22 protein-coding genes are annotated in these 24,597 nt (G+C 70.4%); 12 read left to right on the top strand and 10 right to left on the bottom strand.

Translation table 11 applies throughout. The annotated features are described in order from the left end of the window. Positions 1-54 precede the first annotated feature (54 nt). From ABZX02_RS11325 to ABZX02_RS11315, 3 genes are all read right to left on the bottom strand, one after another. Positions 55-852, bottom strand: a complete 798-nt coding sequence (locus ABZX02_RS11325; RefSeq protein ID WP_355297171.1) for a PRC and DUF2382 domain-containing protein — start codon at positions 850-852, stop codon at positions 55-57. Between the two features lie 127 nt (positions 853-979). Further along, complete coding sequence (ilvD, locus tag ABZX02_RS11320) at positions 980-2,668, bottom strand: dihydroxy-acid dehydratase (protein WP_355297169.1); 1,689 nt, start codon at positions 2,666-2,668, stop codon at positions 980-982. 19 nt (positions 2,669-2,687) lie between these two features. Then, positions 2,688-3,857 (bottom strand): alginate lyase family protein, encoded by a 1,170-nt coding sequence (locus ABZX02_RS11315; RefSeq protein ID WP_355297167.1) that lies wholly within the window; start codon positions 3,855-3,857, stop codon positions 2,688-2,690. Positions 3,858-3,992: 135 nt separating this feature from the next. Between ABZX02_RS11315 and ABZX02_RS11310 the strand changes: the two genes are divergently transcribed. Further along, positions 3,993-4,442 carry a DUF6210 family protein gene (locus tag ABZX02_RS11310; protein ID WP_355297165.1) on the top strand — a complete coding sequence of 150 codons (450 nt, stop codon included), beginning with the start codon at positions 3,993-3,995 and terminating at the stop codon, positions 4,440-4,442. Between the two features lie 72 nt (positions 4,443-4,514). On the opposite strand, the gene ABZX02_RS11305 is transcribed toward ABZX02_RS11310, so the two are convergent. Beyond that, positions 4,515-6,005: a DUF1996 domain-containing protein gene (locus ABZX02_RS11305; RefSeq protein WP_355297163.1), complete on the bottom strand. Its 1,491-nt coding sequence runs from the start codon at positions 6,003-6,005 to the stop codon at positions 4,515-4,517. Positions 6,006-6,112: 107 nt separating this feature from the next. Beyond that, positions 6,113-7,009 carry a DUF4142 domain-containing protein gene (locus ABZX02_RS11300; RefSeq protein WP_355297161.1) on the bottom strand — a complete coding sequence of 299 codons (897 nt, stop codon included), beginning with the start codon at positions 7,007-7,009 and terminating at the stop codon, positions 6,113-6,115. Between the two features lie 137 nt (positions 7,010-7,146). Between ABZX02_RS11300 and ABZX02_RS11295 the strand changes: the two genes are divergently transcribed. From ABZX02_RS11295 to ABZX02_RS11265, 7 genes are all read left to right on the top strand, one after another. Next, positions 7,147-7,905, top strand: a complete 759-nt coding sequence (locus ABZX02_RS11295) for an SGNH/GDSL hydrolase family protein (RefSeq protein ID WP_355297159.1) — start codon at positions 7,147-7,149, stop codon at positions 7,903-7,905. 140 nt (positions 7,906-8,045) lie between these two features. Next, positions 8,046-9,437 (top strand): ABC transporter substrate-binding protein, encoded by a 1,392-nt coding sequence (locus tag ABZX02_RS11290; RefSeq protein ID WP_355297157.1) that lies wholly within the window; start codon positions 8,046-8,048, stop codon positions 9,435-9,437. Positions 9,438-9,465: 28 nt separating this feature from the next. Beyond that, positions 9,466-11,280 (top strand): ABC transporter permease, encoded by a 1,815-nt coding sequence (locus ABZX02_RS11285; RefSeq protein ID WP_355297155.1) that lies wholly within the window; start codon positions 9,466-9,468, stop codon positions 11,278-11,280. Then, on the top strand, positions 11,277-11,969 hold the full coding sequence (locus tag ABZX02_RS11280; RefSeq protein ID WP_355297153.1) for an ABC transporter ATP-binding protein: 693 nt from the start codon (positions 11,277-11,279) through the stop codon (positions 11,967-11,969). The genes ABZX02_RS11285 and ABZX02_RS11280 overlap by 4 nt, the downstream gene beginning before the upstream one ends. Then, entirely contained in the window at positions 11,966-12,619 is a 654-nt protein-coding gene (locus ABZX02_RS11275) for an ABC transporter ATP-binding protein (RefSeq protein WP_355297151.1), read from the top strand. The genes ABZX02_RS11280 and ABZX02_RS11275 overlap by 4 nt, the downstream gene beginning before the upstream one ends. Next, a complete protein-coding gene (locus ABZX02_RS11270; RefSeq protein WP_355297149.1) occupies positions 12,616-13,866 on the top strand; it encodes a choice-of-anchor P family protein in 1,251 nt (416 codons plus the stop codon). Before ABZX02_RS11275 ends, ABZX02_RS11270 begins: the two co-directional genes overlap by 4 nt. After that, on the top strand, positions 13,863-14,180 hold the full coding sequence (locus ABZX02_RS11265; protein ID WP_355297147.1) for a hypothetical protein: 318 nt from the start codon (positions 13,863-13,865) through the stop codon (positions 14,178-14,180). Before ABZX02_RS11270 ends, ABZX02_RS11265 begins: the two co-directional genes overlap by 4 nt. On the opposite strand, the gene ABZX02_RS11260 is transcribed toward ABZX02_RS11265, so the two are convergent. Next, the gene (locus tag ABZX02_RS11260; RefSeq protein WP_355297593.1) at positions 14,167-14,910 is read right to left on the bottom strand and encodes a methyltransferase domain-containing protein; all 744 of its coding nucleotides are present in this window, start codon (positions 14,908-14,910) and stop codon (positions 14,167-14,169) included. The genes ABZX02_RS11265 and ABZX02_RS11260 overlap by 14 nt on opposite strands. A gap of 299 nt (positions 14,911-15,209) precedes the next feature. Here ABZX02_RS11260 and ABZX02_RS11255 point away from each other — a divergent pair, with 299 nt between their 5' ends. Further along, positions 15,210-16,505, top strand: coding sequence for a cellulose binding domain-containing protein (locus tag ABZX02_RS11255; protein WP_355297591.1), 1,296 nt, complete (start codon positions 15,210-15,212; stop codon positions 16,503-16,505). Between the two features lie 171 nt (positions 16,506-16,676). Further along, a complete protein-coding gene (locus ABZX02_RS11250; protein ID WP_355297145.1) occupies positions 16,677-17,696 on the top strand; it encodes an MFS transporter in 1,020 nt (339 codons plus the stop codon). On the opposite strand, the gene ABZX02_RS11245 is transcribed toward ABZX02_RS11250, so the two are convergent. The 3 genes from ABZX02_RS11245 to ABZX02_RS11235 are packed head-to-tail and all read right to left on the bottom strand — an operon-like array spanning position 17,690 to position 20,375. Continuing rightward, positions 17,690-18,634, bottom strand: coding sequence for a DUF1152 domain-containing protein (locus tag ABZX02_RS11245; RefSeq protein WP_355297144.1), 945 nt, complete (start codon positions 18,632-18,634; stop codon positions 17,690-17,692). The genes ABZX02_RS11250 and ABZX02_RS11245 overlap by 7 nt on opposite strands. Then, a complete protein-coding gene (locus ABZX02_RS11240; RefSeq protein WP_355297142.1) occupies positions 18,574-19,299 on the bottom strand; it encodes an LLM class flavin-dependent oxidoreductase in 726 nt (241 codons plus the stop codon). Before ABZX02_RS11240 ends, ABZX02_RS11245 begins: the two co-directional genes overlap by 61 nt. After that, positions 19,275-20,375 (bottom strand): MFS transporter, encoded by a 1,101-nt coding sequence (locus ABZX02_RS11235; RefSeq protein ID WP_355297140.1) that lies wholly within the window; start codon positions 20,373-20,375, stop codon positions 19,275-19,277. The genes ABZX02_RS11240 and ABZX02_RS11235 overlap by 25 nt, the downstream gene beginning before the upstream one ends. A 210-nt stretch (positions 20,376-20,585) precedes the next feature. On the opposite strand from ABZX02_RS11235, the gene ABZX02_RS11230 reads away from it, so the two are divergent. Both ABZX02_RS11230 and ABZX02_RS11225 read left to right on the top strand, forming a co-directional pair. After that, a complete protein-coding gene (locus tag ABZX02_RS11230) occupies positions 20,586-21,443 on the top strand; it encodes a bile acid:sodium symporter family protein (protein ID WP_355297138.1) in 858 nt (285 codons plus the stop codon). Between the two features lie 33 nt (positions 21,444-21,476). Continuing rightward, positions 21,477-22,907 (top strand): carboxylesterase family protein, encoded by a 1,431-nt coding sequence (locus ABZX02_RS11225; protein WP_355297136.1) that lies wholly within the window; start codon positions 21,477-21,479, stop codon positions 22,905-22,907. A 131-nt stretch (positions 22,908-23,038) separates the two neighbouring features. Here ABZX02_RS11225 and ABZX02_RS11220 read toward each other — a convergent pair whose 3' ends face one another. Next, positions 23,039-24,550, bottom strand: a complete 1,512-nt coding sequence (locus tag ABZX02_RS11220; RefSeq protein ID WP_355297134.1) for a M28 family peptidase — start codon at positions 24,548-24,550, stop codon at positions 23,039-23,041. Positions 24,551-24,597: the final 47 nt, after the last annotated feature.

Raw genomic sequence — 24,597 nt, 5'->3', positions numbered from 1 at the left:
TCAAAGCAAACCGCCCGCCGACGGAAGTGGGCGGGCGGTTCACCGGACCTTCGATCAGCGGCGCCCACGCGGTTCGTCGTCGCGCTCCACCTCGACGCGCTCCTTGCGCACCTGCCCCTTGACGTCCCGCTGCTCGGTCACGGCCTCCTTCTCCAGCCGGACCCGCTCGACCGCCTCGGTCCGCTTCTGCACGACCGGTTCCTCGCGGTGCAGCGTGACCTCGGCCTGCTCGTCGGCGAACGCCTCGCCGGCCTCGCCCCGAGCCGGCTCGCGGACCACGCGGACCTCCTCGTGCGTCACGGGCACGGTGATGTTGCGCTGCTCGGTGACCGTGTGCTTGACCAGCCGCACCCGCCCGGTCTCGACGTTGCGCGTACCGACGTCGAGCTTCTCCTCGGAGAGCGTGACCTCGGCCGCGTCGTCCCGCTTGCCACCCCGCATCCCGGCACCGTCCCGCATGCCGGCACCGTCCTGCGCCGCGGCCCGCTTGCGGTCCTGCCGCCCGTCGATCCGGTCGTGCTCGCCGGTCTTGGCGTGGGGGATCATCCCGTAGTGCCGGTAGAGCGCCTCCTGCTCCTCGTCCGACATGCGGTTGTCGTCGGTGTGCACGCTCGGCGCGTCCTTCACCTGCTCCTTGGACACCGGGACGGTGATCCCGCCGCCCGCCACCTCGCCCTGCTGGATCGGGACGAAGCTCTGCCGCATGCCGAACAGTCCGGTGTGGACCTCGGCCCACATCGGCTTGCCGGTGCCGTCCTCCAGCCAGATCTGCTTGACCGAACCGATCTTCTCGCCCCTCTTGTCGATCACGTCGCAGTCGTACAGAGCCTCAACGTGCGTCTGATCGATCATTGTGCCGTCCCTCCGCCTTGGCCTGGTTGCCTGTGCAGGCGAGGTACCCGGCACGGCGGGCGGATCGCGGGTCACCCACCGACCGGGTGACCCGCTCCCGCCTGGCAGTTCAGCCGTGTGGGCGACGTCAGTCGCAGACGGCGCCGCGTGAGGCCGAGCCGACCAGCTTCGCGTACTTGGCGAGCACGCCGCGTTCGTAGCGCGGGGGCAGCGGTGCCCAGCCCTCGCGGCGGCCCTCCAGGTCCGCGTCGACGTCGAGCGTGCCTTCGGCGACGTTCAGCGTGATCTGGTCGCCGTCGCGCACGAACGCGATCGGGCCGCCGTCGACCGCCTCCGGTGCCACGTGCCCGACGCACAGGCCGGTGGTGCCGCCGGAGAACCGGCCGTCGGTGAGCAGCAGGACGTCCTTGCCGAGACCCGCGCCCTTGATGGCGGCGGTGATGGCGAGCATCTCGCGCATGCCCGGTCCGCCCTTGGGGCCCTCGTAGCGGATGACGACCACGTCGCCCGCGGTGATGGTGCCGTCCTCCAGGGCGTCCATCGCGGCGCGTTCGCGGTCGAAGACGCGGGCGGTGCCGGTGAAGACGTCCGAGTCGAAGCCCGCGGACTTGACCACGGCGCCCTCCGGGGCGAGCGAGCCCTTCAGGATCGTGATGCCGCCGGTGTGGTGGATGGGCTTGTCCAACGCGCGCAGCACGAGACCGTCAGGGTCGGGCGGGGCGATGTCGGCGAGGTTCTCCGCGACCGTGCGGCCGGTGACGGTGAGGCAGTCGCCGTGCAGCAGACCGGCGTCCAGCAGCGCCTTCATCACCACGGGCACGCCGCCGATGCGGTCGACGTCGGTCATGACGTGCCGGCCGAACGGCTTCACGTCGGCCAGGTGCGGCACGCGCGCGCCGATGCGGCTGAAGTCGTCCAGTGACAGCTCGACGCCGGCCTCGTGCGCGATGGCGAGCAGGTGCAGCACCGCGTTGGTGGAGCCGCCGAACGCCATGACGACGGCGATGGCGTTCTCGAACGCCTCGCGCGTCATGATCTGCCGCGCCGTGATGCCGCGCCGCAGCATCTCGACCACGGCCTGGCCGGAGCGGCGCGCGAACCCGTCGCGGCGCCGGTCGGTGGCCGGGGGAGCGGCACTGCCGGGCAGCGACATGCCCAGCGCCTCGGCCGCGCTCGCCATCGTGTTCGCGGTGTACATGCCACCACACGCGCCCTCACCGGGGCAGATCGCGCGTTCGATCAGGTCGACGTCCTCACGGCTCATCAGCCCCCGCGAACAGGCCCCGACGGCCTCGAACGCGTCGATGATCGTGACTTCCTTCTCCGTGCCGTCGGTCAGCGTGACCCGGCCGGGCAGGATCGACCCGGCGTAGAGGAACACGCTCGCGAGGTCGAGCCGCGCCGCCGCCATCAGCATGCCGGGCAACGACTTGTCGCACCCCGCCAGCAGCACGGAGCCGTCGAGGCGCTCGGCCTGCATGACGGTCTCGACGCTGTCCGCGATCACCTCGCGCGAGACCAGCGAGAAGTGCATGCCCTCGTGGCCCATCGAGATGCCGTCCGACACGGAGATCGTGCCGAACTCGAGCGGGTACCCGCCCGCCGCGTGCACGCCGTCCTTGGAGGCCTTGGCGAGGCGGTCCAGCGACAGGTTGCACGGCGTGATCTCGTTCCACGAGGAGGCGACGCCGATCTGCGGCTTCTCCCAGTCCTCGTCCCCCATGCCGACGGCCCGGAGCATGCCGCGCGCGGCGGTGCGCTCCAGGCCGTCGGTCACGTCGCGGCTGCGTGGCTTCACGTCCGGTGTCTCGGTCATGGAGGCACGCTAGTACGACTTACGAGGGATTGGCTGCGTGAGTCAGCGTCTCCCACGCGATGAACAGGTTGTCGGTCCCGTGTGGACGCTTGGACTCCGTGTAGATCTTGGTGTTCGCCATCGCGATGCCCATGCGGTTGCCCAGCGCGTTGTAGCTGACCTCCGGCGTCGGCCCGAGCTCCCGGCTGAACGAGCCACCGCAGAACCACGACGGCACCGGCTCGCCGTTCTGGTACTTGGCGTGCAGGCCCCACGCGTGCCGCATCCGGTCCTTGATCTCGCTCCAGATGTCCTGGCCCTGGATCCACGCGGTCTCGGCGAGGTGCGAGGCTGCGGAGAGTCCGTAGGCCGTGTGGGCGAAGTCGCGGCAGGTCTCCTGGGTGATCCCGTCGACGAACGTGGACTGGTTGTGCCAGTAGGAGATGATCTCGGCCCTGGTGTCGATGCCGCTGCCCGGTGGCGTCTTCGGCAGCGCGCCGTCGGTGGTCAGGTAGATGAAGGCCTGGATGCGCGTCCGGAAGATGCTCACGGCCTTGTCGTAGGCCGCTCGGTCCTCCAGGAACACCGCGATGCCGATGGACGCCTCCATCATGCTGAGCTCCCAGTTGCCGTTGGTGTTCGCGCGGCCGTTCTGGATCTCGGGCAGGTAGACGGTGCGCAGCATCGTGCCGAACCGGGCGCTGTTCGGCCAGTTGCCGTAGACGTGCTTCATGATCTCGGCGGCCTTGGGCCAGCTGCTCGCCGACCACGCGGTCTGCAACGGGGCGTTCGAGTTGGTGTGGTCGCGGATGGTGTTCGACCAGGCGTCCATGATCTGGATCGCCTTGGTGGCGTACCGGGCGTCGCGGGTGACGTACCAGGCGAGGGACAGGGTGTAGGCGGCGATCGCGTCTTCGCGTTCGTCGGTGCAGCCGTTGTTGGGGTTGCTGACCGGGCCGCACTCCACGACGGCCCGCGGCTTCGGGGTGCGGTTCAGGTCGGCGTACTTCGACGCCATCATGCGGTCGTAGGCGGTCTTCCACGGCTGGGCGCCCGCGAGGACCTTGGTGCGCATGAAGTCCAGCTGTGGCTTGGAGACCACTACTCCGGGGTGGACGAACGTGGCGGGGGCGGCGTGGGCCGAGCCGGCGACCGGCACCAGGAGCGATGCCAGCAGGGCGATCAGAACCGCGCAGGAACGGGTGACCATTTGGCCAGTGTTAGTGGTCTATACCTATGCGTCAAACATTCCGGAACAAGGTTCATGCTGGTGAAACGGTTCATCGTTGTGAACGGCGGTGGGCGATGGGTTGGTCTCGGGCTCGCGGCGGGCAAGACTGCCGCCATGACCTCGAAGCGGTACGTCTCACTGAACCTCGACGACACGAGCGGCGACTGGCTGTACGTAGTGATCGAGGCGGAGACCGGGGTCCACTACCTGCTGCAGTACGGCGGAACCGCCTGTCGCCAGGGCGATGTGCAGGGATACCTGGTTCCGCTGGAAGAGGTGAGCGCGGAACTGCAGGCGCTGTGCACGCTGTTCGAAGTGGACTACGGCGGCGCCGGGAAGTGGAACCACGGTTGGCCCGAAGAAGAACGGGTCAAGCTGCGTGAGATCGTCGACACCATCGAATACAACCAGGTCGTCCGGTACGGGGCGGCGCCGCACGAGTACCACGAGGAGCAGCACCCTCTGCGGCTCGACGAGAGCCGGATGCGGGAGGCCGACGAGGCGTGGATCCCGGTGATCACGCCGGACGGCCCCGGAATCCTCGTGTGGTGCAACTCCGACTGACCGTCCCAGGACAGCGAGAAGCCCCGGTGCGCGGGAGGTGCACCGGGGCTTCTCGGTCCTGCGGTCAGAGCGTCACTCGCGGCACTTCTTGCCGGAGTTCACGCAGTTGACCAGGCGGTTCATGATCTTCTGCGACATCACGTTGGCGAAGTCGTCGTGGTCGGTGAGCGGGTTGTGCTCCTCCTCCGGGAAGGAGTCGACCAGGTAGCGGCCTTCCTGCTGGACCTGCCTCGGGATGTTGTAGGTCAGCGAGATGCGCAGCTGCGGCACGGCCTTGAAGCCCTGCTTGCACTTGCCGTTGGCGTCGGGGAACACGATGTGGTCGCGGTGGTTCGCGGAGTCGATGTTCTTGCCGTCCCAGCAGCTCGGGAAGTCGTGCACGCGCTTGACCTTCGAGCCCTGCGGGCAGATCGGGTACTTGTCCATCAGGACCTTGTCCTCGAAGCCCGTGCAGGTCCAGGAGGCCTTGGCGTTCTTCGGGCCGTTCTGGCCGGCCTTGGCGTCGCCGTAGAGCACGCGGAGGAACTTGGGCATCGCGACGACCTTGCCGGTCGGGCTGCCGCGGAACGTCAGGTCGACGACGGCGGGACGCTGGATCTCGCCCTCGTTGCCCTCGAGCTCGTTCTCGGCGTTCTCCTCGGCGTTGTTCTGGTTCTGCTTGTCCTCGGTGCCCTCGGCCTGGGCGGCGTCGCTGTTCTCGCCACCGTTGTCGAGGCCTTCCTCGCCCGCGGCCTTGTCCTTGACCGCGCAGGCGGCGGCCGGGTTCAGGTCGGGGGCCTGCTGGCCCTGGCGGCTGAACGCCAGCATCATCCGGTTGAGGATGGCGGCGCGCTTCTCGCGCGTCGGGCCGACGATGACGTTGTCACGGTCCTGGGCCTTGGTCGAGGCGACCTTCTTCGCGGCCTCGTCGGTCACCTTCTCGATGTTCTCGAGCTCGCGGTCGATCTCCGCCTGGGCCGCGTCCGGCACGTCCTCGGGCAGCAGCGACGCGACGTCGGGGCACTCGAGCTGCGGCGCGTTCTTGGCGGCCTTGTCCTTGTCCTGCTGCGCCTTGTCGTCCTTCTTCGGCGGGGCCTGCTCGCCGGCCTCGGCGCCGCCTTCCTCGGCTGCGCCCTCTTCCTCGGCCGCCTCGTCGGTGATGCGCACGACGGGCCAGAAGTAGGCGGACTTGTCGCCGTTCTTGCAGGTGGTGCCGGCGGCCTGGAGCGACTGGTTGTTCGAGTCGGCGTTGGTGGAGAGGTTGCCGACGTAGTCGTGCAGGTGCTGGGCGCCGTTGCGCACGCCGGGCTGCGCGATGAAGTTGTCGGGGTTGAAGTGCCCGTTCTCGTTCCGCCCGCAGTCGACGGTGAACGTGCCTGTGGTGGCATCGTTTTCCGGCCTGGGTTTCTTGACGTTCGGCTTCACCTTGGTGATGTCGACGAACAAGCTCTTGTCCGGCCCGTCGGCGAGCGCGGCGCCATCAGAAGAACTGATGGCCACCACCGCGGCACCGCCCGCGACCACGGCCATCGCCGCAGCGGCGGCGGTGAGCCAGATCGTGGATTTCCTCCGGTGAATAGCCATTTGCCACCTCGTGGTAGTCCGGTAAAACGGCATGGCGAAGCTGACGGCGGTATGGGGCCGCTATCTTCGGGATGAACCTGGGTGTGTTGTTTTGCGCTGTGTGTCAGCTAGAACGAACGGGATTTCCGTCGTGACTTCTTCGATCTGGAGATGAAGCGCATGCCCACCAGCGCGAGCGCGAGCACCGCGATGGCGCCGAAGAAGACACCGTTGTTCTCACCGAACACGCCTTGCTCGGCGGTGCGGGTGAACCGGGTGCCCTCCGGCACGGTCGGGATGACGCCGTCGGTCGGGTTCGTGGACTCCTCGGTGACCGCCGGGTCCGCGGTGCCGGTGTTGCCGTCGGCAGGAGGCGGAGGCGCGAGCGGCTGCGGTGACTCGAGTCCGGCGAAGTCGACGCGACCCGTGTCCTCGAGGACCTTCATGTGGTCGAAGACGGTGATCATCGCCTGCGTGGACAGGATGCGGACGAGCTCGTTCTTGGTGCCGGCCCTGATCTGCGCGGCGTACGCGTAGACCTTGCCGTGGGCCGCGCGGAGCCGGTTGGCGAAGACGGCGTCGAACTCGTCGCCGTTCGCCGCGTCCATCTCGGCGAGCCAGCCCTTCTGCTCGTCCGAGGCCTCCGTCGGCAACGTGTGGCCGAGCAGCAGTCCCGCCCGGTTCACCACGTTGTCGAGGAGGGTGTGCCCCTCGATGAGGTGCTTGCAGGCCTCTTGGATCTTGGGCTGGTCGGCGCGCTTGGCCTTGCCCTTCTCGCCCGCGGGCTTCTCCCACAGCCCGGCCTGCTTGACCCTGTTGAGGAAGTCGCGGTCAGCCGGTCCGAGCGGGCCCCACTGCGTCTGGACGACCTCGTCGCCCTTGCCGCCGCTGTCGGGCGGCGGCGTCGAGATGGGGGCGGACGGCGTCGTGCTGGGCTGGCCGATCGCACTCCCGGTGTTCAGGAAGACGGCCAACGCGCAGCCGGCCAGCGCGACCATCAGTCGCGTCGGCCGGGCCAAGTCCATGGGGAGTCGCACGAACGGGGATACGGCCAGGAATGGGCAGCCGCCTCAGTTCGAGACGTCGCCGTTACCGAAACGTTATCGTCGTGGCCGCAACCCCGGGAGAACTTGCACCAAATGCTCGACATAGGGTCGTGAGCATGAGCAAGCGTTTTGTGGCGTTGGGGGACTCGTTCACCGAAGGGGTGGGCGACGAGGACGCCGGCCGTCCCAACGGCGTGCGGGGCTGGGCGGACCGCGTGGCCGACGTGCTGGGCGCCGTCGATCCCGAGTTCACCTACGCCAACCTGGCCGTGCGCGGCCGGTTGCTGCCGCAGGTGCTCGGCGGGCAGCTCGAACCCGCGCTCGCGATGAAGCCCGACCTCGTCTCGCTGTACGCGGGCGGCAACGACCTCATGCGGCCCAAAGTGGACATCGACGCGTTGATGCGCCGCTACCGCGCGGCCGTCGCGCGCGTGTCCAACGCGGGCGCGCGCGTGATCCTGTTCACCGGCGTCGACGGCGCGGACGACCCGGTGTTCCGCAGGATGCGCGGCCGGGTGGCCATCTACAACGAGCACGTGCGCGCGATCGCGGCCGAGCACTCGTGCCTGCTCGTCGACATGTGGAACATGCGGCAGCTGCGCGACCGTCGCATGTGGTCGGCCGACCGGCTGCACCTCAACTCGCTCGGGCACACCGAGGTCGCCATCTCCGTGCTGGAGGCGCTGGAGGTGCCGCACGCGCTGGAGCGGACGCTGCTGGGCGTCGCCCCGCTCGTCGACCGCCGGGTCCGGCGCGCGGAGGACTGGAGGTGGGCGCGCGAGCACGTCGTGCCGTGGGTGGTGCGCCGGGTGCGCGGCGAGTCGTCCGGCGACGTCATCAGCGCGCGCCGCCCGGAACCCCTCCCGCCGTCGTAAAGTAGAACGTGTTCCTTGCAGGGCGCGTTAACGACCGGGCAGCGAATAGGTGACGCGTTTCCGCGTGATTCTTTGCATGTAGAACGCGTTCTAGAAACAGCCTGGACCTGGATGGATGCAGAGCCCTAGCGTCCAGACGCATGCGCCGCACCGCACTGATCGCACTGACGATCTGCGCGTTGATCGCCGGATGTGGGAGCAGGCTCACCGACGAGCAACGCGCGGCACTCGTCGTGCCGCAGGGAGCGTCCGCCGGCACCCAGGACGGGGCGGTGACCGGTGAGGACCCCGCCGCGTCCGAGGGCACCGCGCAGCAGCCCGGTGCCGCGAACCCGCAGGAGGCGGTGAAGCAGCCGAACCCGCCCGGCAGCATCGCGGGCGGGTGCCAGGGCACCGGTGGCGCCACGGACAAGGGCGTCACCGCGGGCGAGATCACGATCGCCAACATCTCCGACATCAGCGGCCCGGTGCCCGGCATCTTCCAGTCCGCGCAGCAGGCCACCAAGGCGTTCGTCGAGTACTTCAACGCCACGCAGGGCTCGGTGTGCGGCCGCAAGCTCAAGCTCGTCTCGTTCGACTCGCGCACCGACAGCGGCGGCGACCAGCAGGCCACCTCCCAGGCCTGCGAACAGGCCTTCGCGCTCGTCGGCTCGATGTCGGCGTTCGACCAGGGCGGCGGCCCCGCGGCAGCCGGCTGCGGCATCCCCGACCTGCGCGCCTCGACCGTCACCGCGCAACGCCAGCGCACGCCGGTGAGCTTCGGCGTCGCGTCGAACGTCGTGAACCTCGTGTCGTCGGCCGGCCCGGACCTGGTGAAGTCGAGCTTCCCCGGCGGCGTCGGCGCCGCGGCCTACCTCTACCTCAACGCGGACGCGAGCGCGCAGAACGCGAAGAGCATGCAGAAGGCGGCCGAGGCGCGCGGCATCAAGTTCGTGTACTCGCAGGCCATCGACATCACCGACGTGAACTACGCGCCGTACGTGGCGAAGCTGAAGGAGACCGGAGCCAAGATCGTGTACTGGATCGGCTCGGCCCAGTACGCGGTGCGGCTGCAGCAGGCGATGCGGCAGCAGGGGTACACGCCGGAGGCGTTCATCACCGACCCGTCCGCCTACGACCCGGCGTACGTGCGGCAGGGCGGCGCCGCGGTGGACGGGACCGTCGTCTACACCAACGGCGCGCTGTTCGAGGAGTCCAACGCCCAGGTGGCGCTGTACAAGCAGTGGCTCGGGCGGGTGGCACCGGGCGCGGCGCCGTCGTACTTCGGGATGTTCGCGTGGTCGGCGGCACGGCTGTTCGTGACCACCGCGGCGAAGGTCGGGCCGCAGCTGACGCGCAAGGCGATGCTCGACGCGGTGCGGCAGGTGCACGACTTCACGGCCGAGGGGATGGTGGCGCCGCAGGACGTCGGCGGGAAGCGGACGTCGGCGTGCATGACGCTGGTGAAGCTGAAGGGTGGGGCGTGGTCGCGGCTGGCGCCGGCATCGGGGTACTCGTGCGGGCAGCTGATCGACACGGGGGTGGGCGGATGACCCGGACGTTCGCCACCGGGAGCGGCGCATGACCGCCCTCCTCGCCTACACCATCTTCGGCCTCGTGACCGGCGGTGCCTACGCCGTCGTCGCCGGCGGCCTCGTGCTGACCTACAGCACCTCCAAGGTGTTCAACGTCGGCCACGGCGCGATCGGCATGGTCATGGCGTTCCTCTACTGGGAGCTCGCCGAGAACCGCGGCCTCCCGCAGTGGCTCGCCCTGCTGCTCGTCGTCGGGGTGTGCGCGCCGCTGTTCGGCCTGGTCGTCGAACGCTTCATCATGCGCCGCCTGGTGGGCGCACCGGTCGGGATCACGCTCGTGGCCGGGGTCGGCGTGCTCGTGGGGCTCATCGGGGTGGCCCAGGTGATCTGGCCTCCGCAGGCGCGTCCGGTGCGGCCCTTCCTCGACCAGCTGGGCGTCCACATCGGACAGTCATTCGTCAGCGGGCACGACCTGGTGACGCTGGTCTGCGCGGTGCTGGTGGCGGGCGGGCTCTACGTGCTGCTCAACCGGACGCGCACCGGGCTCGCGATGCGGGCCTGCGTGGACGCGCCGGAGCTGGCCTCGTTGTACGGCACGCGGCCGCACCGGCTGTCGGCGCTGAGCTGGGCGATCGGGTCGGCGCTGGCGGCGCTGGGCGGGATCCTGCTGACGCCGGTGGTGCAGCTCGACTACGTGACGATGACGTTGCTCGTGATCACCGCGTACACGGCCGCGCTGGTCGGGCGGTTGCGGAGTCTGCCGTGGACGTTCGCCGGGGCGCTCGGGCTCGGGCTGGTGCAGTCGTACGCGGTGGCGTACCTGCCGTCGTCGCCGTTCTGGATCTCGTTCCGGGCGGCGATCCCGGCACTGCTGCTGTTCGTGGTGTTGCTCGCGATGCCGCAGTCGCCGTTGCGCATCGGCGGGGTGCGGGGGCAGCGCGGGGTGGCCACCCCGACCGCGCTCACGACCGGTGTCGCGGCCGGGTTGTTCGGGGCCGTGGTCGTGGTGCTGGCGCTGCTGGTCGACCCCGTGGTGGCCGGGCAGCTGGCGCTCGCGCTGGTGTTCGGGATCGTGCTGCTGTCGATGGTGCTGCTCACCGGGTACGGCGGGGTGGTGTCGCTGGGGCAGTTCACGTTCGTCGGCGTGGGCGCGGTGACGGTCGCGCGGCTCGGTGGATCGCCGGTCACGCTGCTGATCGGTGCGGTGGTGTCGGCGGCGGTCGGAGCGCTGATCGCGTTGACGGTGCTGCGGGTCAGCGGGCTGTACCTCGCGCTCGCGACGCTGGGGTTCGCGCAGCTCATGGACAAGCTCGTGCTGCAGTCGCCGGTCGCGTTCGGCGTGCGGGGCAGCCTGCAGGTGCCGAAGCTGGTCGACTCCGGTGCCGCGCAACTGGTGCTGGCCGCCGTCGTGTTCGCCGCCGTCGGGATCGGGGTGCTGGCGATCCGGCGCGGCCGGCTGGGGCGCAGGATGATCGCGGTCAAGGACAGCTCGGCGGCGTGCGCCACCCTCGGCCTCAACGTCCGGTGGATCCGGGTCTGGGTGTTCTCGCTGTCGGCGGCGATCGCGGGGCTCGCGGGCGGGATGTTCGCGCAGCTGCGGGAGACCGTGGCGGCGAGCGACTTCCAGCTGTTCAACAACCTGCCGCTGCTGCTGTTCGCGGTGATCGCGGGCGTCACGTCGGTGTCCGGCGCGCTGCTCGGCGGGGTGCTGCTGATGCTGCTCCCCGTGCTGCAGAGCGGTTTCCCGGCGTTCGCGGGCGTGGCGGTCGTGCTGCTCGGCGTGGCCGCGGCCGGGCTCGCGCGCGATCCGAACGGACTGGTCAGCTGGGGTTTTCGGGCCTGGTCCTGGCGGCGCGCATGAGCACCGTGCGGGTGGAGGGCGTGACGGTCCGCTTCGGCGAGGTGGTCGCCGTCAACGACGTCTCGCTCGTCGTCGAACCCGGTGTCACCGGGCTGATCGGGCCGAACGGCGCGGGCAAGACCACGTTGTTCGACGTCGTCAGCGGGTTGCGCAGGCCCACCGCCGGCCGGGTCGTGCTGGACGGCGAGGACGTCACCGCCAAGGGACCGCACCAGCGGTCGAGGCTCGGCATCGCCCGCACGTTCCAGCGGCTCGAGGTGTTCGGGTCGCTGACGGTCTGGGAGAACGTCGTGGTGGCACTGGAAAGCCGCCGCCGGTCGCCGAAACTCGCGGGCGAACTCCTGGAACGCGTCGGCATCGCGGAGTTCGCGGGCAACCAGGCCGACACCGTGCCGACCGGCGCCGCGCGGCTGCTCGAACTGGCCCGCGCGCTCGCCACCGACCCGTCGGTGCTGCTGCTCGACGAACCGTCGTCCGGCCTCGACCGCGCCGAGACCGACGCGTTCGGCGAACTGCTGCGGCAGCTGAGCGCCGAGGGCCGCGCGGTCGTGCTGGTCGAGCACGACATGGACCTCGTCATGGGCTACTGCGACCACGTGCACGTGCTGAACCTCGGACGGCTGCTGGTGTCCGGCACCCCGGACGTCGTCCGTGCCGACGAAGGTGTCCGGGAGGCGTACCTCGGATGATCGACCTGGTGGACGTCCACGCCGGCTACGGCCGGATCGAGGTGCTGCGCGGAGTCTCGCTGAACGTCCCGCGCGGCACCGTCACGGCGTTGCTCGGCCCGAACGGAGCCGGCAAGTCCACGCTCGTCAAAGTCCTCAGTGGACAGATCAGGGCCACCTCCGGCCACGTCCACCTCGGCGGCGTGCACGTCAACGACGCCCCGCCCGACGAACTCGCCCGCGCCGGCCTCTGCACGATCCCGGAGGGCAGGGCGATCTTCCCGAACCTGACCGTCGCGGAGAACCTGCGGCTGATGCGCGGCGACGCCGAGATCGTCTACGAGCGGTTCCCGAAGCTCAAGGCGCGGCAGAAGCAGCTCGCGGGCTCCATGTCCGGCGGGGAGCAGCAGATGCTCGCGTTCGCCCGCGCGCTGATCACCGACCCGGCCGTGCTGGTGGTCGACGAGCTGTCGATGGGCCTCGCGCCGGTGATCGTCGCCGAGCTGTACGAGGTCGTGGGGGAGCTCGCGCGCTCCGGCGTCACGATGCTGATCGTCGAGCAGTTCGCCGAGACCGCCTCGGCCGTCGCCGACCAGGTCGTCGTGATGACGCACGGCGAGATCTCCGCCGGTGAGGACCTGGCCACCGTCTACTTCGGAGGGACGTCATGAGGTACGCGCTCGTCCTGCTGCTCCTCCTGCTGTCCCCGGCCCCCGCGCGGGCGGCCGACATCGGCGGCTTCACGCTCTCCGCGCACGCCGCGCCGGTGTCCGTGCTGCTGCACTCCGACCTGATCCCGGTGCCCGCCGAGCCGCAGGGCGAGGTGCACCTGTCCTACACGCAGACGGAGCTGGGCTCGGGCCCGATCGGCCGGTCGGTCGCGAGTTCGCTCTGGCCGGGCGCGGCCGTCGGCACCGGTCTGCCGCAGCTGGTCGGGTTCGCCTACCCGGTGCAGGCCAACGCCGCGCACCCCGGCGGCCCGGCCGAGCAGTCCCAGCCGGGCATGAAGGCCGCCGCGGGGGCGTCGAAGGCCGAGTCGTACGCCGGCGCCAAGCAGGAGGTGCCGTTCCTGCTGACCGTCGACGGGCTGTCGTCGAGCAGCGTCAGCTCGGTCAGCGCGTCCGAGGCGAGGTCCACCGCCGTCACGTCCGCGCAGACGATCTCACTGCTGGCGGGCCTGGTCGTCGTGTCCGGGGTGAAGTTCGAGTCCGTGGCCGTGAGCGACGGCGGCAAGGGGAGCGGCACCAGCACGTTCGCGGTCGCCGAGTTCACCGTGCTGGGCCAGAAGTTCCCCGTCAAGGCCCCGGACGCGCCACCGGACGGACTGCTGAAAGCGTTGGCGCCACTGGGCATCACCGTCGACTGGCCGACGTCGTCGACGAAGCTCGAAGGCACGCAGGCGACCTCCACGAGCCGTGGCCTCACCCTGACGGTGGACGTGCTGACGTTGCGCACCAAGCTCGGCCTCGGCGGCATTCTGGACGGCATCGTCGCTCCGTTGCTGCCCAAGGAGCTCGTGCCACTGCTCAACCCGCTGCGCAAGATGGTCGTGGTCGTCGGCGACACGGAGGCCGTCGCGAACGCCTCGGTCGCCGAGCCCCTGACCCCGCCGGACGCACCGGCACCCGTCGCACCGCCGCCACCCGTCGCCGACGCGCCACCGCCCGCGCTGGGCGCCCCGCCGGTGGCGGGCGTGACCCCGCCGTCGAAGGGCGTCACGCCGGTCGCGTCCGCCCGCACCAGGCCCCGCTCGCTGCTGGACTTCCCCGGCGTCCCGGCACTGCTGGTGCTCACCGGCCTCGGGGTCGCCGCGGCCGGGGCGTTCGGCATGAGGTCGTTCGGCGCGTTCCTGCTGGGCGGCGCCCCCTGTCCCTCCGGACACCCGACCGGTGTCCCCGACCTGAGGGTGAACCCATGACGATCCAGGACCGGCGCCGCGCCCGGATGCGCAGCGGACTGGGGCTCGTCGGCACGATGCTGATGACGGCGGGCATCGCGGCGATCCTGTTCGCCTGGTGGGGCGTCGCGCACACCGGGTACACGTTCGAGCAGATCCCGTACGTGGTGTCCGGCGGCATCCTGGGCGTCGGGCTGATCGGAGTCGGCGGTTTCCTCTACTTCGGCTCGTGGCTCACGAAGCTGCTGGAGGAGCAACGCCAGACCACCTACGCGCTCCTCCAACTGCTGGAGGAGCGCGACAGGGAACGGGCGGAGCGCACTAGCGTGCTGTGAGCGCGTACGCCGGCAACGGCACGTTGCCGCGCTCCCGTGCGACCTGGCGCAGCAGGTCCTTGGCCAGGCCGTCCGGCGCGTCCTGCAACGCGATCGCGATCTCCCAGTCGGCATCCTGCAACGAGTTGGTGTCCACAGTGGACACCGACTCGACCTCCCAGCCCGCCCGGCCGAGCGCGTCGAGCAGCGTCGTCCTGGTGAGCGGGGACCGCACGTTGAGCTCCGTGTCGCCGGCGATCCGGTCCTGCGCGAGCACGGCCAGCAGGTGCGGGACCTGGTCCGGATGGGCGGGCTCCGGGTCCCACTCCGCGAAGCACAGCCGCGAGCCGAGCTCCCGCGCCTTCGCCAGCGTCCGCTCCAGCAGACCCGCGGACGCGAAGTACCAGGAGCAGTGGGCGAGCACGACGACGTCGTACCCGGTGCCGACGTCGTCGGTGAGCACGTCCGTGCCGAAGCGGATGCTGATGCGGGAGCCCAGGGGACCGTCGAGCAGGTGACGCGCGGACTCGCCGAGGGTGACCGGGGAGCCGTAGCCGGGCTGGGCGACGTCCGTGCCGACGACCGTCCCGTGAGGACCGACCTCGGCGGCGAGCACCGCCGTCATGTCCCCTTGGCCGCACCCGATCTCCAGGACTCCTGCGCCCTGGGGGATCTTCCAGGTACGGGCCAATTGGGAGCGATAGGCGGTCTGCGTTACCTGAATGTCCAGATCCAGACTGGAACTCGCCATGAGGCGGGCGATCTCTAGTGCGTTCATATGCTGCGCAGAGTAGGAGAGCGCGGCACGGTCGCGGTACCGGTTTCAGCCACGTCACCGACTTCCATCGGTGGTCAACTGACAACCATGTCAAGTGGACTGGACGTGAGAGCGTTCTCGCGCAATGCTCTGACGAGCACGAACGATGTCCGGTTCATCCCCTTGAACGGGTGGTTTAGACCAGTTAACGTCGGCTTCATCACGTACCCCCTGCACGTGAATGGAGCACCATGAAGAAGTTTCGCTGGCAGATCCTGACCCTCGGGCTGGCGATGGCCACCGTGGTCGGAGGCGTCGTGGCCGCGCCCGCGAGTGGCGCGTCGGGCGTGACGGCGGCGTTCACGAAGACGTCGGACTGGGGCAGCGGCTACGAGGCCAAGTACACCATCTCCAACAGCGGCGGGTCCGCGCTCACGTCGTGGACCGTCGAGTTCACGCTGCCGGGCGGGCAGTCGATCGCGTCGCTGTGGGACGGCAGCTACGCCGCCAACGGCCAGAACATCACCGTCCGCAGCACCTGGAACGGCAGCGTCCCGGTGGGTGGCAGCACGAGCTTCGGCTTCACCGTCAAGGGTTCCGGCGGCACCCCGTCGAACTGCAAGGTGAACGGCGGTTCGTGCGACGGCACCGGCAACCCGCCGACGTCGACCACGACCACCACCACGACGACCACGACGTCGAACCCGCCGCTGCCCGGCACCGGTCGCGGCGCGCCCTACCTGTACCTGGGCTGGGGCAACCCGCAGAACGCCACGCAGGTCATGAGCCAGACCGGCGTCAAGTGGTTCACGCTCGCGTTCGTGCTGTCGAGCGGCGGCTGCAACCCGGCCTGGGACGGCACCCGTCCGCTGACCGGCGGCGTCGACCAGCAGACGATCAACGCCATCCGCGCGGCCGGTGGTGACATCGTCCCGTCGTTCGGTGGCTGGAGCGGCAACAAGCTCGGCCCGAACTGCTCGACCCCCGAGGCGCTGGCCGGCGCGTACCAGCAGGTCATCAACGCCTACGGGCTCAAGGCGATCGACATCGACATCGAGAACACCGACGAGTTCGAGAACGCCGAGGTCGCCGACCGGATCCTCAACGCCCTGCGGATCGTGAAGCAGAACAACCCGGGCATCCAGACGATCGTCACCTTCGGCACCGCGACCACCGGCCCGAACTTCCACGGCAACCGGCTGATCGACCGGGCCAAGGCGCTGAACGCGAACATCGACGTGTTCACGATCATGCCGTTCGACTTCGGCAGCTCCAACGTCCGCCAGGACACCATCAACGCGGCGACGGGGCTCAAGGACAAGCTCAAGTCGACATTCGGCTGGAGCGACGCCGAGGCGTTCAAGCACGTCGGCATCTCGGGCATGAACGGCCTGTCGGACCAGCGCGAGCTGACCTCCGTCGACGACTGGACCGCGATCCGCGACTGGTCGAAGAGCAACGGCCTCGGGCGACTGGCCTTCTGGTCGGTCAACCGCGACCGCGGTGGCTGCGACGGCCAGGTCTCCGCGAGCTGCTCCGGCATCCAGCAGTCCGAGCTGGCGTTCACGAAGATCACCGCCGGCTTCTGATCACGAGCGGTACCCGCACGACCACGAGCCGTCAGCGCCATTTATTCGGTGGCGCTGGCGGCTTAGTCTTGTGCCATGCGTCGACGACATTGATCTTCAACCGATCTCTCCCGAACCGCGACGGCGTGGGCGTGGTGTTCGCACCTGGTCCCGATCTACGCGCTGTACGCGTTGCTCTTCGCCGACAGCGGGCTGTCGGACGCCTCCATCTCGGTGCTGCTCGCGATCTGGTCGCTGACCTCGGTCGTGTTCGAGGTGCCGTCGGGTGCGCTCGCGGACCGGTTCTCGCGGCGGAGCTGTCTGGTCGCCTCCGGTGTGCTGCAGGCGCTCGGCCACGCGGCGTGGGTGGTCTTCCCGTCGTTCTGGGGCTTCGCGGCCGGCTTCGTGCTGTGGGGTCTCGGCGGCACGCTGCAGTCGGGCTCGTTCGAGGCGCTGCTCTACGACGGACTCGCGGCCAACGGTGACGAGGACCGGTACGGGCAGCTCAACGCGCGGGTCGACACCATCGAGCTGATCTCCCAGGTGCCGGTCGCGGTCATCGCCACGGTGCTGTTCTCGCACGGCGGCTACGAGCTGGCCGGCTGGATCTCGGTCGTGATGTGCCTCGGCGCGTCGGTGATCGCCCTGTGGTTCCCCGAACCCGAGCGCGGCGGCGACGAGGACGACGGCGAGCTCGGCTACCTCGCGACGCTCAAGGAGGGCCTGCGGGCCTCCGTGCCGATCAAACGCGCCGTGCTCGCGGTCGCGCTGGTGTATGCCATCGACGCGTTCGAGGAGTACTTCACGCTGCTCGCGCAGGACTGGCACGTGCCGACGGTGTGGGTGCCGATGGCGACGATCGGCGTGCCGTTGATGGGCGCGGCCGGTGCCTCGCTCGGCGGCCGGCTGCCGTTCCGCGGTTGGGTGCTGTTCGCCTCGGGCGCGTTGCTGATCGTGGCGGCGTGGCTGGCCGTCCCGCTCGCGATCGTCCTGTTGGGACTGTTCTACGGCCTCTACCGGTTCGTGCTGGTGCACGTGGAGACCGAGCTCCAGCACCGGATCTCCTCGGACGCGCGCGCCACGGTCACGTCCGTGGCCGCGATCGGCTCGGAGTTCGTGGCGTTCGCGGTCTACGGGCTCTGGGTGCTGGGCTCGGCCTTCGCGGTCGGCGTGCTGGTCCTGGTGGTGGCTTTCGTGGTCCGGCGTCAGTGAGGAAGAGCGCGCGCCGGACGGCGGTCGTCCACGCTCTCGCGGTACTCCTCGATCGCGAGCGCCACGTCGAACGCCGTCCGCGTGTTCTCCAGCGCCGGCAGGTAGTGCACGCTGCGGGCCAGCGCGTCGAGGTCGACGCTGAAGTACACGCCCATCAACGGGTTCACGAACAGCTCGCTGCCCTGCGTGCGCGTGGTGAACTGCACGTCCCCGAACTCGCCGCGCAACGAGGCCGCGATCTGGCCGTTCACGATGCTCGGCGACAACGGCGTCGCGTCCTGCGCCTGCTGCACCGCGGTCGTGTACGCGCGGGCCTCGAAGCTGTCCGACGGGATCGACAGCGCGCCGAGGTACGCGCCCTGCTTGTCCAGTGCCGCCAGGTTCTCCAGCACGTGCGCGTGGCACACGCCGTGGTGGGCGTCGACGCCGAAGCCGAGGCTGGTCACGATCTTCACCACGCCGTCGAGTCCCGCGGCGGCGGCGAGGCTCGTCATGTCCTCGGTCGGGGTGCCGAGGTGCTGTTCGTCGCCGCGCAGCAGGATGTCCGTGCCGCCGTCGACGAGCACGACCGCGTCGACCGCGTGCTTCTCGATGATCCGGCGGTACGCGCCGCGCAACGGCCGCACACCCGTGCGCGGGAACGCGTAGACGGTGTCACCGAGGAACCGCGCGAGTTCGCGTTCGGGGAAGTACGCGTCCTCGCCGGAGGTCTCCGGTTCGACGGCGGCGAGGCCCGGTTCGAGCCACGCGTCGAGGTCGAGGCGTTCCAGGTCGCTGAAGCTGAGGCTCGCGTAGTGCACGCGCTTGCCCTGCTCGCGCAACGCGACCCCGAGCGGGATGCCCGCGAACACGTCGAAGCCGCCACCGGCTCCGGCGATCAGGACGGTGCGGGCGTCGCGGAGCCGTGCGAAGAGCGGCGGTGTGGCAAGGCTGAACACACCGCCGACCCTAGCTCTCGGACGTCGGCGGGGCTGCCGACTTTCACCAGCAGGCGGTCGGGCTCGTGCGCGAGGCCCTCGTCGAGGTGCTCGGCCAGCACGCCGAGCCGGGGACGCGCGGCCTGCTCGCGGTACCGGCGCACGTGCCCGGCCTGCCCGGCGAACACGAACAGCCCGTCGCCGTGCTCCGCGGCCAGGTCGGCGATCTCGGGAGAGCGCGTGCAGGCGTGCCAGACGTCCGCGCCGGGCGACAGGGCGCGGAACGCGGCGTAGTTCTCGATCGTCAGCGGCAGCCCGTACTCGATCTCCTTGCCGAACCAGCCGAACACCCGCGCGGTGGTGCCGCGCCCCAGCACGAGGTCGGTCCGGCAGGGGGCGAGCAGGGCGAGGGTGCCGTACTCGGCGGCGAGCCGCACCGGGTCGTTCGTGGTGATGAGCGTGGTGGCGGTCGACAGCCGCAACGACGTCCGCGCCGCGATGTGCGCGAGCAGCGTGGCGGGACTGGACGAGCAGTAGGGCGGATTGTGGTGCTCGCCGACCGCGAAGACGTCGAAACCCGCCTCGTCGGCCGCGAGCGCCAGCGCGACGATCCCGGCCGGATCGCCCTCGCCCGCGGTGAAGACGCCGATCTGCACGACGATCAGTGTCGCAGCCGCAGCGTCCACAGGCAGCCGAGCACCGCGACGAGGCCCGCCGCGGCCAGGGCGGCGGAGGTGGAGATCGTCGCGACGAGGCCGAGCAGGATCGGCCCGCCCCCGATCCCGACGTCGAGGAACGCGCTGGCCGTCCCGGACGCCGCCCCGCGCTGGTGCGGCTGGGCGGTCGCGAAGACGGCGGCGAAGAACGCGGGCGTGCTGAACGTGACGCCCAGCGCGAGCACCACGCTGCCGGCGAGCAGGCTGACCGGCGTGAGGAACAGGCCCGCCGCGATCACCGCCAGCGCCAGCGCGCCGAGCCGCAACGGAGGCAGGCGGTCCGGCACCTTCGCGAAGACCACCCGCGCCACGACGACCGTCGCCCCGTAGAGGAAGAGGGGCAGGCTCGCGTTGCCCATGCCGGTCTCCTGCGCGCGCAGGGCGGCGAACGCGAGGAAGCCGCCGCTCGCCGCGACCGCGGCACAGAGCGCGATGCCAGGCCCGATCGCGGGCCGGTGGATCAGCGCGGTGCTCCTCTGCTCGGCGTGCGCGCCGGTCTCGCCGACGAACGCGATGACGACCCCGGACGCGACGCAGAGCGCGGCGGCGGCGAGCCAGGCCGCGGGGAACGACCGCTGCGCGAGCACCTCGCCCAGCGGCGGTCCGAAGGCCAGGCCGAGGTAGAGGCCGAGGGAGTTGAAGCTCAGCGCCTCGCCGAGGCGGTCCGGCGGGGCGATGTCGACCAGGGCGGCGAACGCGGCCACGAAGAACGCGGCCTCGGCGACGCCGAGTAGCAGGCGCAGCGCGAGCAGCGCGGGCAGGTCGGGCCCCAGCGCGGTGAGCGCGAAGCTGAGGGCGGCGCCCGCGGCACCGCCGACGAACAGGGGCCGCCGGCCGAGGCGGTCGGTGAGGCGGCCCGCGACGGGGCGCAGCAGCAGCGCGGAGACCGCGAACGCGCCGAACGCGAGGCCCGCGGCGGCCTCGGACCCGTGCAGCGGGCCGGTGACGTAGAAGGGGACCGCGTAGACGGAGATGCCCGCCGCGGTGAAGTAGCTCAGCTCGGCGGCGGTGAGGAGGGCGAAGCGCGGGGTGAGCAGGCGCGCCATCGCACCAGGGTGCGCCGGCCGCGCGCGTCGGACAAGAAGTGCGCGCCTCGATGCCGACGGTGCGCGACTCGGGGTGGTCCACTTGGAACTGTCCGTGCGCGACGGCGGGTCCGCGGTACCGCCACCTGGCCGATTCCCTCGGCGCGGGCGTAACGCCAGGATCTTCCGAACAGATCAAACTGCACAAGCTGGACATCCGCGGAGGCCGCCGTGCTCGTCGTACAGATCTTCCTGCCGCTGGCGCTGGGCCTCGTCATGTTCGGCCTCGGCCTGACCCTCACGGTCGACGACTTCGCGCGTGTCGCGAAGTACCCCAAGGCCGCGGTGATCGCGTTGGTCTGCCAGGTGGTCGTGCTGCCCGCGATCTGCCTCGGCCTCGTGCTCGCGTTCGGGCTCAAGGGGGTGCTGGCGGTCGGCATGATGCTGCTCGTCGCGTCACCGGGCGGCACGTCGGCGAACCTCTTCAGCCACCTCGCGGGCGGCGACGTCGCGCTCAACATCACGCTCACCGCGATCAACTCGGTGCTGGCGGTCTTCACGCTGCCGCTCGTGGTGGGCCTGAGCATGGCGCACTTCATGGCCGACAACGCCGAGGTCGGGCTGCAGCCGGCGAAGTTCGTGCAGGTCTTCGCGATCGTGCTGGTGCCGGTGGCGATCGGCATGCTGGTGCGCCGGAGGTTCGAGGCCTTCGCGCTGCGCATGAACGACCCGGTGCGCATCGCGTCCGTCGTGGTGCTGGTGCTCGTCATCATCGCCGCGATCGCGCAGGCCTACGAGCAGCTGATCGACAACATCGGCACGCTCGGCCCGGTCGCGTTGCTGCTGAGCATCCTCAGCCTGCTGATCGGCTACTACGTGCCCAGGGCGTTCCACGTCGAGCGCAAGCAGGCGATCGCGAGCGCGATGGAGATCGGCATCCACAACGCCACCATCGCGATCACGCTGGCGCTGACGGTCCTCAACGACGAGACGATGGCGATCCCGCCCGCCGTCTACGGTGTGCTCATGTACGTGCCGGCGGCGGTGGCGGCGCGGCTGCTGTCGCGGGACAGGACCGCTGCTGTGTAAAGCGTTTGCGGCCGGGGTTAGGTTGATCGTGACATGCGTTCAACCTCAACCATCGTGCTCGCGGCCGCACTGATCGCCGCCACCGCCGTTCCCGCCCACGCCGCGGGAATCGTCCGCACCGACACCGGATTCGTGTCGGGAACCGCCACCTCGTCCCTGCGCTCGTTCCAGGGCATCCCGTTCGCCGCCCCGCCCGTCGGGGAGAACCGCTGGCGCGATCCGCAGCCCGCGCAGCCGTGGCGCGGCGTCCTGCGCGCGGACCGGCCCGGTCCTCGGTGCGAGGACTCGGAAGACTGCCTGTACCTCGACGTGACCGCGCCGGAACGTGCTGCCGACCGCCCGGTCCTGGTCTGGCTGCACGGCGGCGGCTTCACCAGCGGCGCCGGTTCCGACTACGGCGCGCAACGACTGGCGCGCAACGGTTCCGTGGTCGTCACGATCAACTACCGGCTCGGCGCCTTCGGCTACTTCGGCTTCCCGGGGCTCGCCGGCTCCGGCGCGTTCGGGCTGCGCGACCAGCAGGCCGCGCTCGAGTGGGTCCAGCGCAACATCCGCTCCTTCGGCGGCGATCCGCGCTCCGTCACGCTGTTCGGGGCGTCGGCCGGCGGCCTGTCGACGTGCGCGCAGCTGACCTCGCCGCGCACGCGGGGCCTGTTCCAGCGAGCGATCATCCACAGTGGACCCTGCCAGTTCGGCACGCCGGCGGGGGAGGCCCGGGTCCAGCACGCCTGGGCTGCGCGCGAGGACGTCGAACGGGCCGGAGCCCAGGCGACCTCCTGCACGGACGTGGACTGCCTGCGCCGCCTCGCCTTCGCGGAGATCGCCGCGCTGACACCGCGGTTCGCGTCGCCCGCGTACGGCACGGAGGCGTTGCCGGAGAACCCGATCACGGTGGTCCGAGAAGGCCGCCACCACCGCGTTCCGATCCTCGCGGGCACCGCGCGCGACGAGTTCTCGGTGTTCGCCGCGATGTTCTACCCGGTCCTCGACGCCGCCGGCTACGAGCAGGCGCTGACCGAGGGCTTCGGTGCCGCCAAGGCACAGCGGATCCTCGCCGCCCACCCGCCGCGCGGCGGTGACGAACGGGTCGCGCTGTCGGCCGCGCTCTCGGACATGACCTCGTACTGCCCGAACGCCGAACTGCGCGCGCAGACCCGCGCGTTCGGCTACGAGTTCGCCGAACCCGAGCCGCCGATGATCTTCCCGGGAATGCCGGAGTTCCCGTACGGCGCCTACCACGGCTCGGAGCTGCCGTTCCTGTTCTCCTACGGCGGCGTCGAGCTCACCGCGGAGCAGCAGCGGCTGTCGGACGAGATGGTCGGCGCGTGGACCCGGTTCGCGCGGACCGGACATCCCGGCTGGGCACGCCAGGACGTCCGGCTCTTCGCGACCGTCGAGGTCGCACCGGCCGATCACCGGTGCGACCTCTGGGCCAGCGATGTGGAGCGGCCCGCGGGCAGGTGAGTTCACGCTCAGCAGGGCGCCTCGCGGCACCGCCCCCACACCCCCGTACAACCAGTACGAGGGTGTGGGGGCGGCACCACGACGCACCCGTCTGACCGCGAACTCACCGGCTCACGGTCCGCACCACACCGCTAGCTAGCGGAACCCTGCGGCGCGCGTCCGTGCGACTTGCCGGGCGCGCGCACGCCGTTCACCGTCGACGTGTCGAACGCGAACGTGATCACCGCGGTGGCGATGGCGTCGGCGTTGACGTCCAGCGCGGTCAGGTTCAGGTTCGACCTGTCGTCGCACGGCTGGTGGTAGCACGGGTCGAACGCGATCCCGGCCGTGCCGCCGTACAACGCCGCCTGCTGGGCGGTCTTCACCCCTTCCGCGCCGGTGAACAGGCCACCGGCCGGGATGTTGACCGCGATGAACGGCCCGTAGTCCGACCGGCCGGAGAAGTCCGTGTCCTCCGACGGCAGGCCTCGGCCGGCGTAGAACTTCTCGAACACGTCCTCGATCTCCGCCGAACCGGGCGGGATCGGGACCGGTGCCGTACCGCTCGAGTCGTCACCGTCGTAGATGCCGAAGAAGTGGTTCGGCGAGCCGACCATGTCGAAGTTCAGGTACAGCGCGATCTTGTCCTGCTCGGCCTGCGGCAGCGTGGCGACGTAGTGCTCGGACCCGAGCAGGCCCTCCTCCTCGGCGCCCCACCAGGCGAAGCGGACCTTGGCGTTGGGCTTGACCCCGCTCATCTGGATCGCGGTCTCGAGCAACGCGGCCGTGCCGCTGCCGTTGTCGTTGATGCCCGGCCCGTCCTGGACGCTGTCGAGGTGCGCGCCGGCCATGACGACGTTGTTCGCGTTGCCGGACTTGGTCTCGGCGAACACGTTCCACGCCTTGCGCGTCTCCTCGGTGAAGTCGACCTTCACCGTCACGGTGGCGCCGGGCAGGAGCGACAGGTCCACACCGGCGGCGAAGGTCGCGAACACGACGGGGATCGCGAGGCCCGGCGTGTCACCGATCGGCGTGGACAGCCCGGTGCGGCCGGGCTGGCCCTCGTTGAACAGCACGACGGCTGCCGCGCCCGCGGCCTGCGCGTTGAGCGCCTTCACGTTGAACCCGCACGTGCCGCGCTGGATCAGCGCGACCGAGCCCGGCAGGAACCCGGCGAAGTCGGCGGCCTCGCAGCCGCTGGTGCTGGAGTTCGCCACCGGGCCGGGCGGGATCATCACGTCGACCGGGCGCAGCGGGCCCGTGGCGGTCCCCTCGTACGTCGGCGTGAAGTTGTTGCGGGTGAACTCGGAGTCGCGGACGTAGGAGCGCGGGACCGGCGAGACCCGCAGGAGCTCCGAGTTGTCCTCCACGTACGGGAAGTCGAACTCCTGCACGGTCGGTGAGTAGCCGGCCGCGTTCAGCCGCGAGACCACGTAGTTCACCGAGGCCTGGTATCCAGGACGTCCGGCCGCGCGGTCGCCGTAGGTGTCCGCGATGGACTGGAACGCGTCGAGATGTCGGAGAACCCCGTTCAGGGTCACGGCTCTGGTGAGCTTCGCCGGGGAGTTGTTGTTGGGATCAGCGAGTGCCTGTCCGGTCACGGCCAGTGGTAGAACCAGTGCCAGGACCGACAACAGCGCCAAGCGCCGGGGACGTTGGACCATCGGTGTGCCTCCATGCGTGCTTCGCCGCCGAATGCATCCCCCGACGT

This window comes from Lentzea sp. NPDC003310 (assembly GCF_040610935.1).
Lineage (GTDB): Bacteria > Actinomycetota > Actinomycetes > Mycobacteriales > Pseudonocardiaceae > Lentzea.
This window is presented reverse-complemented; position numbering and strand designations above follow the sequence as displayed.

Excerpts from the sequence above, each read along its gene's own strand:
- ABZX02_RS11325 (WP_355297171.1), bottom strand. The coding sequence starts at position 852 with ATGATCGATCAGACGCACGTTGAGGCTCTGTACGACTGCGACGTGATC.
- ABZX02_RS11270 (WP_355297149.1), top strand. The coding sequence starts at position 12,616 with ATGAGGTACGCGCTCGTCCTGCTGCTCCTCCTGCTGTCCCCGGCCCCC.
- ABZX02_RS11280 (WP_355297153.1), top strand. The coding sequence starts at position 11,277 with ATGAGCACCGTGCGGGTGGAGGGCGTGACGGTCCGCTTCGGCGAGGTG.
- ABZX02_RS11285 (WP_355297155.1), top strand. The coding sequence starts at position 9,466 with ATGACCGCCCTCCTCGCCTACACCATCTTCGGCCTCGTGACCGGCGGT.
- ABZX02_RS11295 (WP_355297159.1), top strand. The coding sequence starts at position 7,147 with ATGAGCAAGCGTTTTGTGGCGTTGGGGGACTCGTTCACCGAAGGGGTG.
- ABZX02_RS11290 (WP_355297157.1), top strand. The coding sequence starts at position 8,046 with ATGCGCCGCACCGCACTGATCGCACTGACGATCTGCGCGTTGATCGCC.
- ilvD (WP_355297169.1), bottom strand. The coding sequence starts at position 2,668 with ATGACCGAGACACCGGACGTGAAGCCACGCAGCCGCGACGTGACCGAC.
- ABZX02_RS11310 (WP_355297165.1), top strand. The coding sequence starts at position 3,993 with ATGACCTCGAAGCGGTACGTCTCACTGAACCTCGACGACACGAGCGGC.
- ABZX02_RS11235 (WP_355297140.1), bottom strand. The coding sequence starts at position 20,375 with ATGGCGCGCCTGCTCACCCCGCGCTTCGCCCTCCTCACCGCCGCCGAG.
- ABZX02_RS11220 (WP_355297134.1), bottom strand. The coding sequence starts at position 24,550 with ATGGTCCAACGTCCCCGGCGCTTGGCGCTGTTGTCGGTCCTGGCACTG.
- ABZX02_RS11275 (WP_355297151.1), top strand. The coding sequence starts at position 11,966 with ATGATCGACCTGGTGGACGTCCACGCCGGCTACGGCCGGATCGAGGTG.
- ABZX02_RS11300 (WP_355297161.1), bottom strand. The coding sequence starts at position 7,009 with ATGGACTTGGCCCGGCCGACGCGACTGATGGTCGCGCTGGCCGGCTGC.
- ABZX02_RS11225 (WP_355297136.1), top strand. The coding sequence starts at position 21,477 with ATGCGTTCAACCTCAACCATCGTGCTCGCGGCCGCACTGATCGCCGCC.
- ABZX02_RS11265 (WP_355297147.1), top strand. The coding sequence starts at position 13,863 with ATGACGATCCAGGACCGGCGCCGCGCCCGGATGCGCAGCGGACTGGGG.
- ABZX02_RS11305 (WP_355297163.1), bottom strand. The coding sequence starts at position 6,005 with ATGGCTATTCACCGGAGGAAATCCACGATCTGGCTCACCGCCGCCGCT.
- ABZX02_RS11255 (WP_355297591.1), top strand. The coding sequence starts at position 15,210 with ATGGCCACCGTGGTCGGAGGCGTCGTGGCCGCGCCCGCGAGTGGCGCG.
- ABZX02_RS11315 (WP_355297167.1), bottom strand. The coding sequence starts at position 3,857 with ATGGTCACCCGTTCCTGCGCGGTTCTGATCGCCCTGCTGGCATCGCTC.
- ABZX02_RS11260 (WP_355297593.1), bottom strand. The coding sequence starts at position 14,910 with ATGGCGAGTTCCAGTCTGGATCTGGACATTCAGGTAACGCAGACCGCC.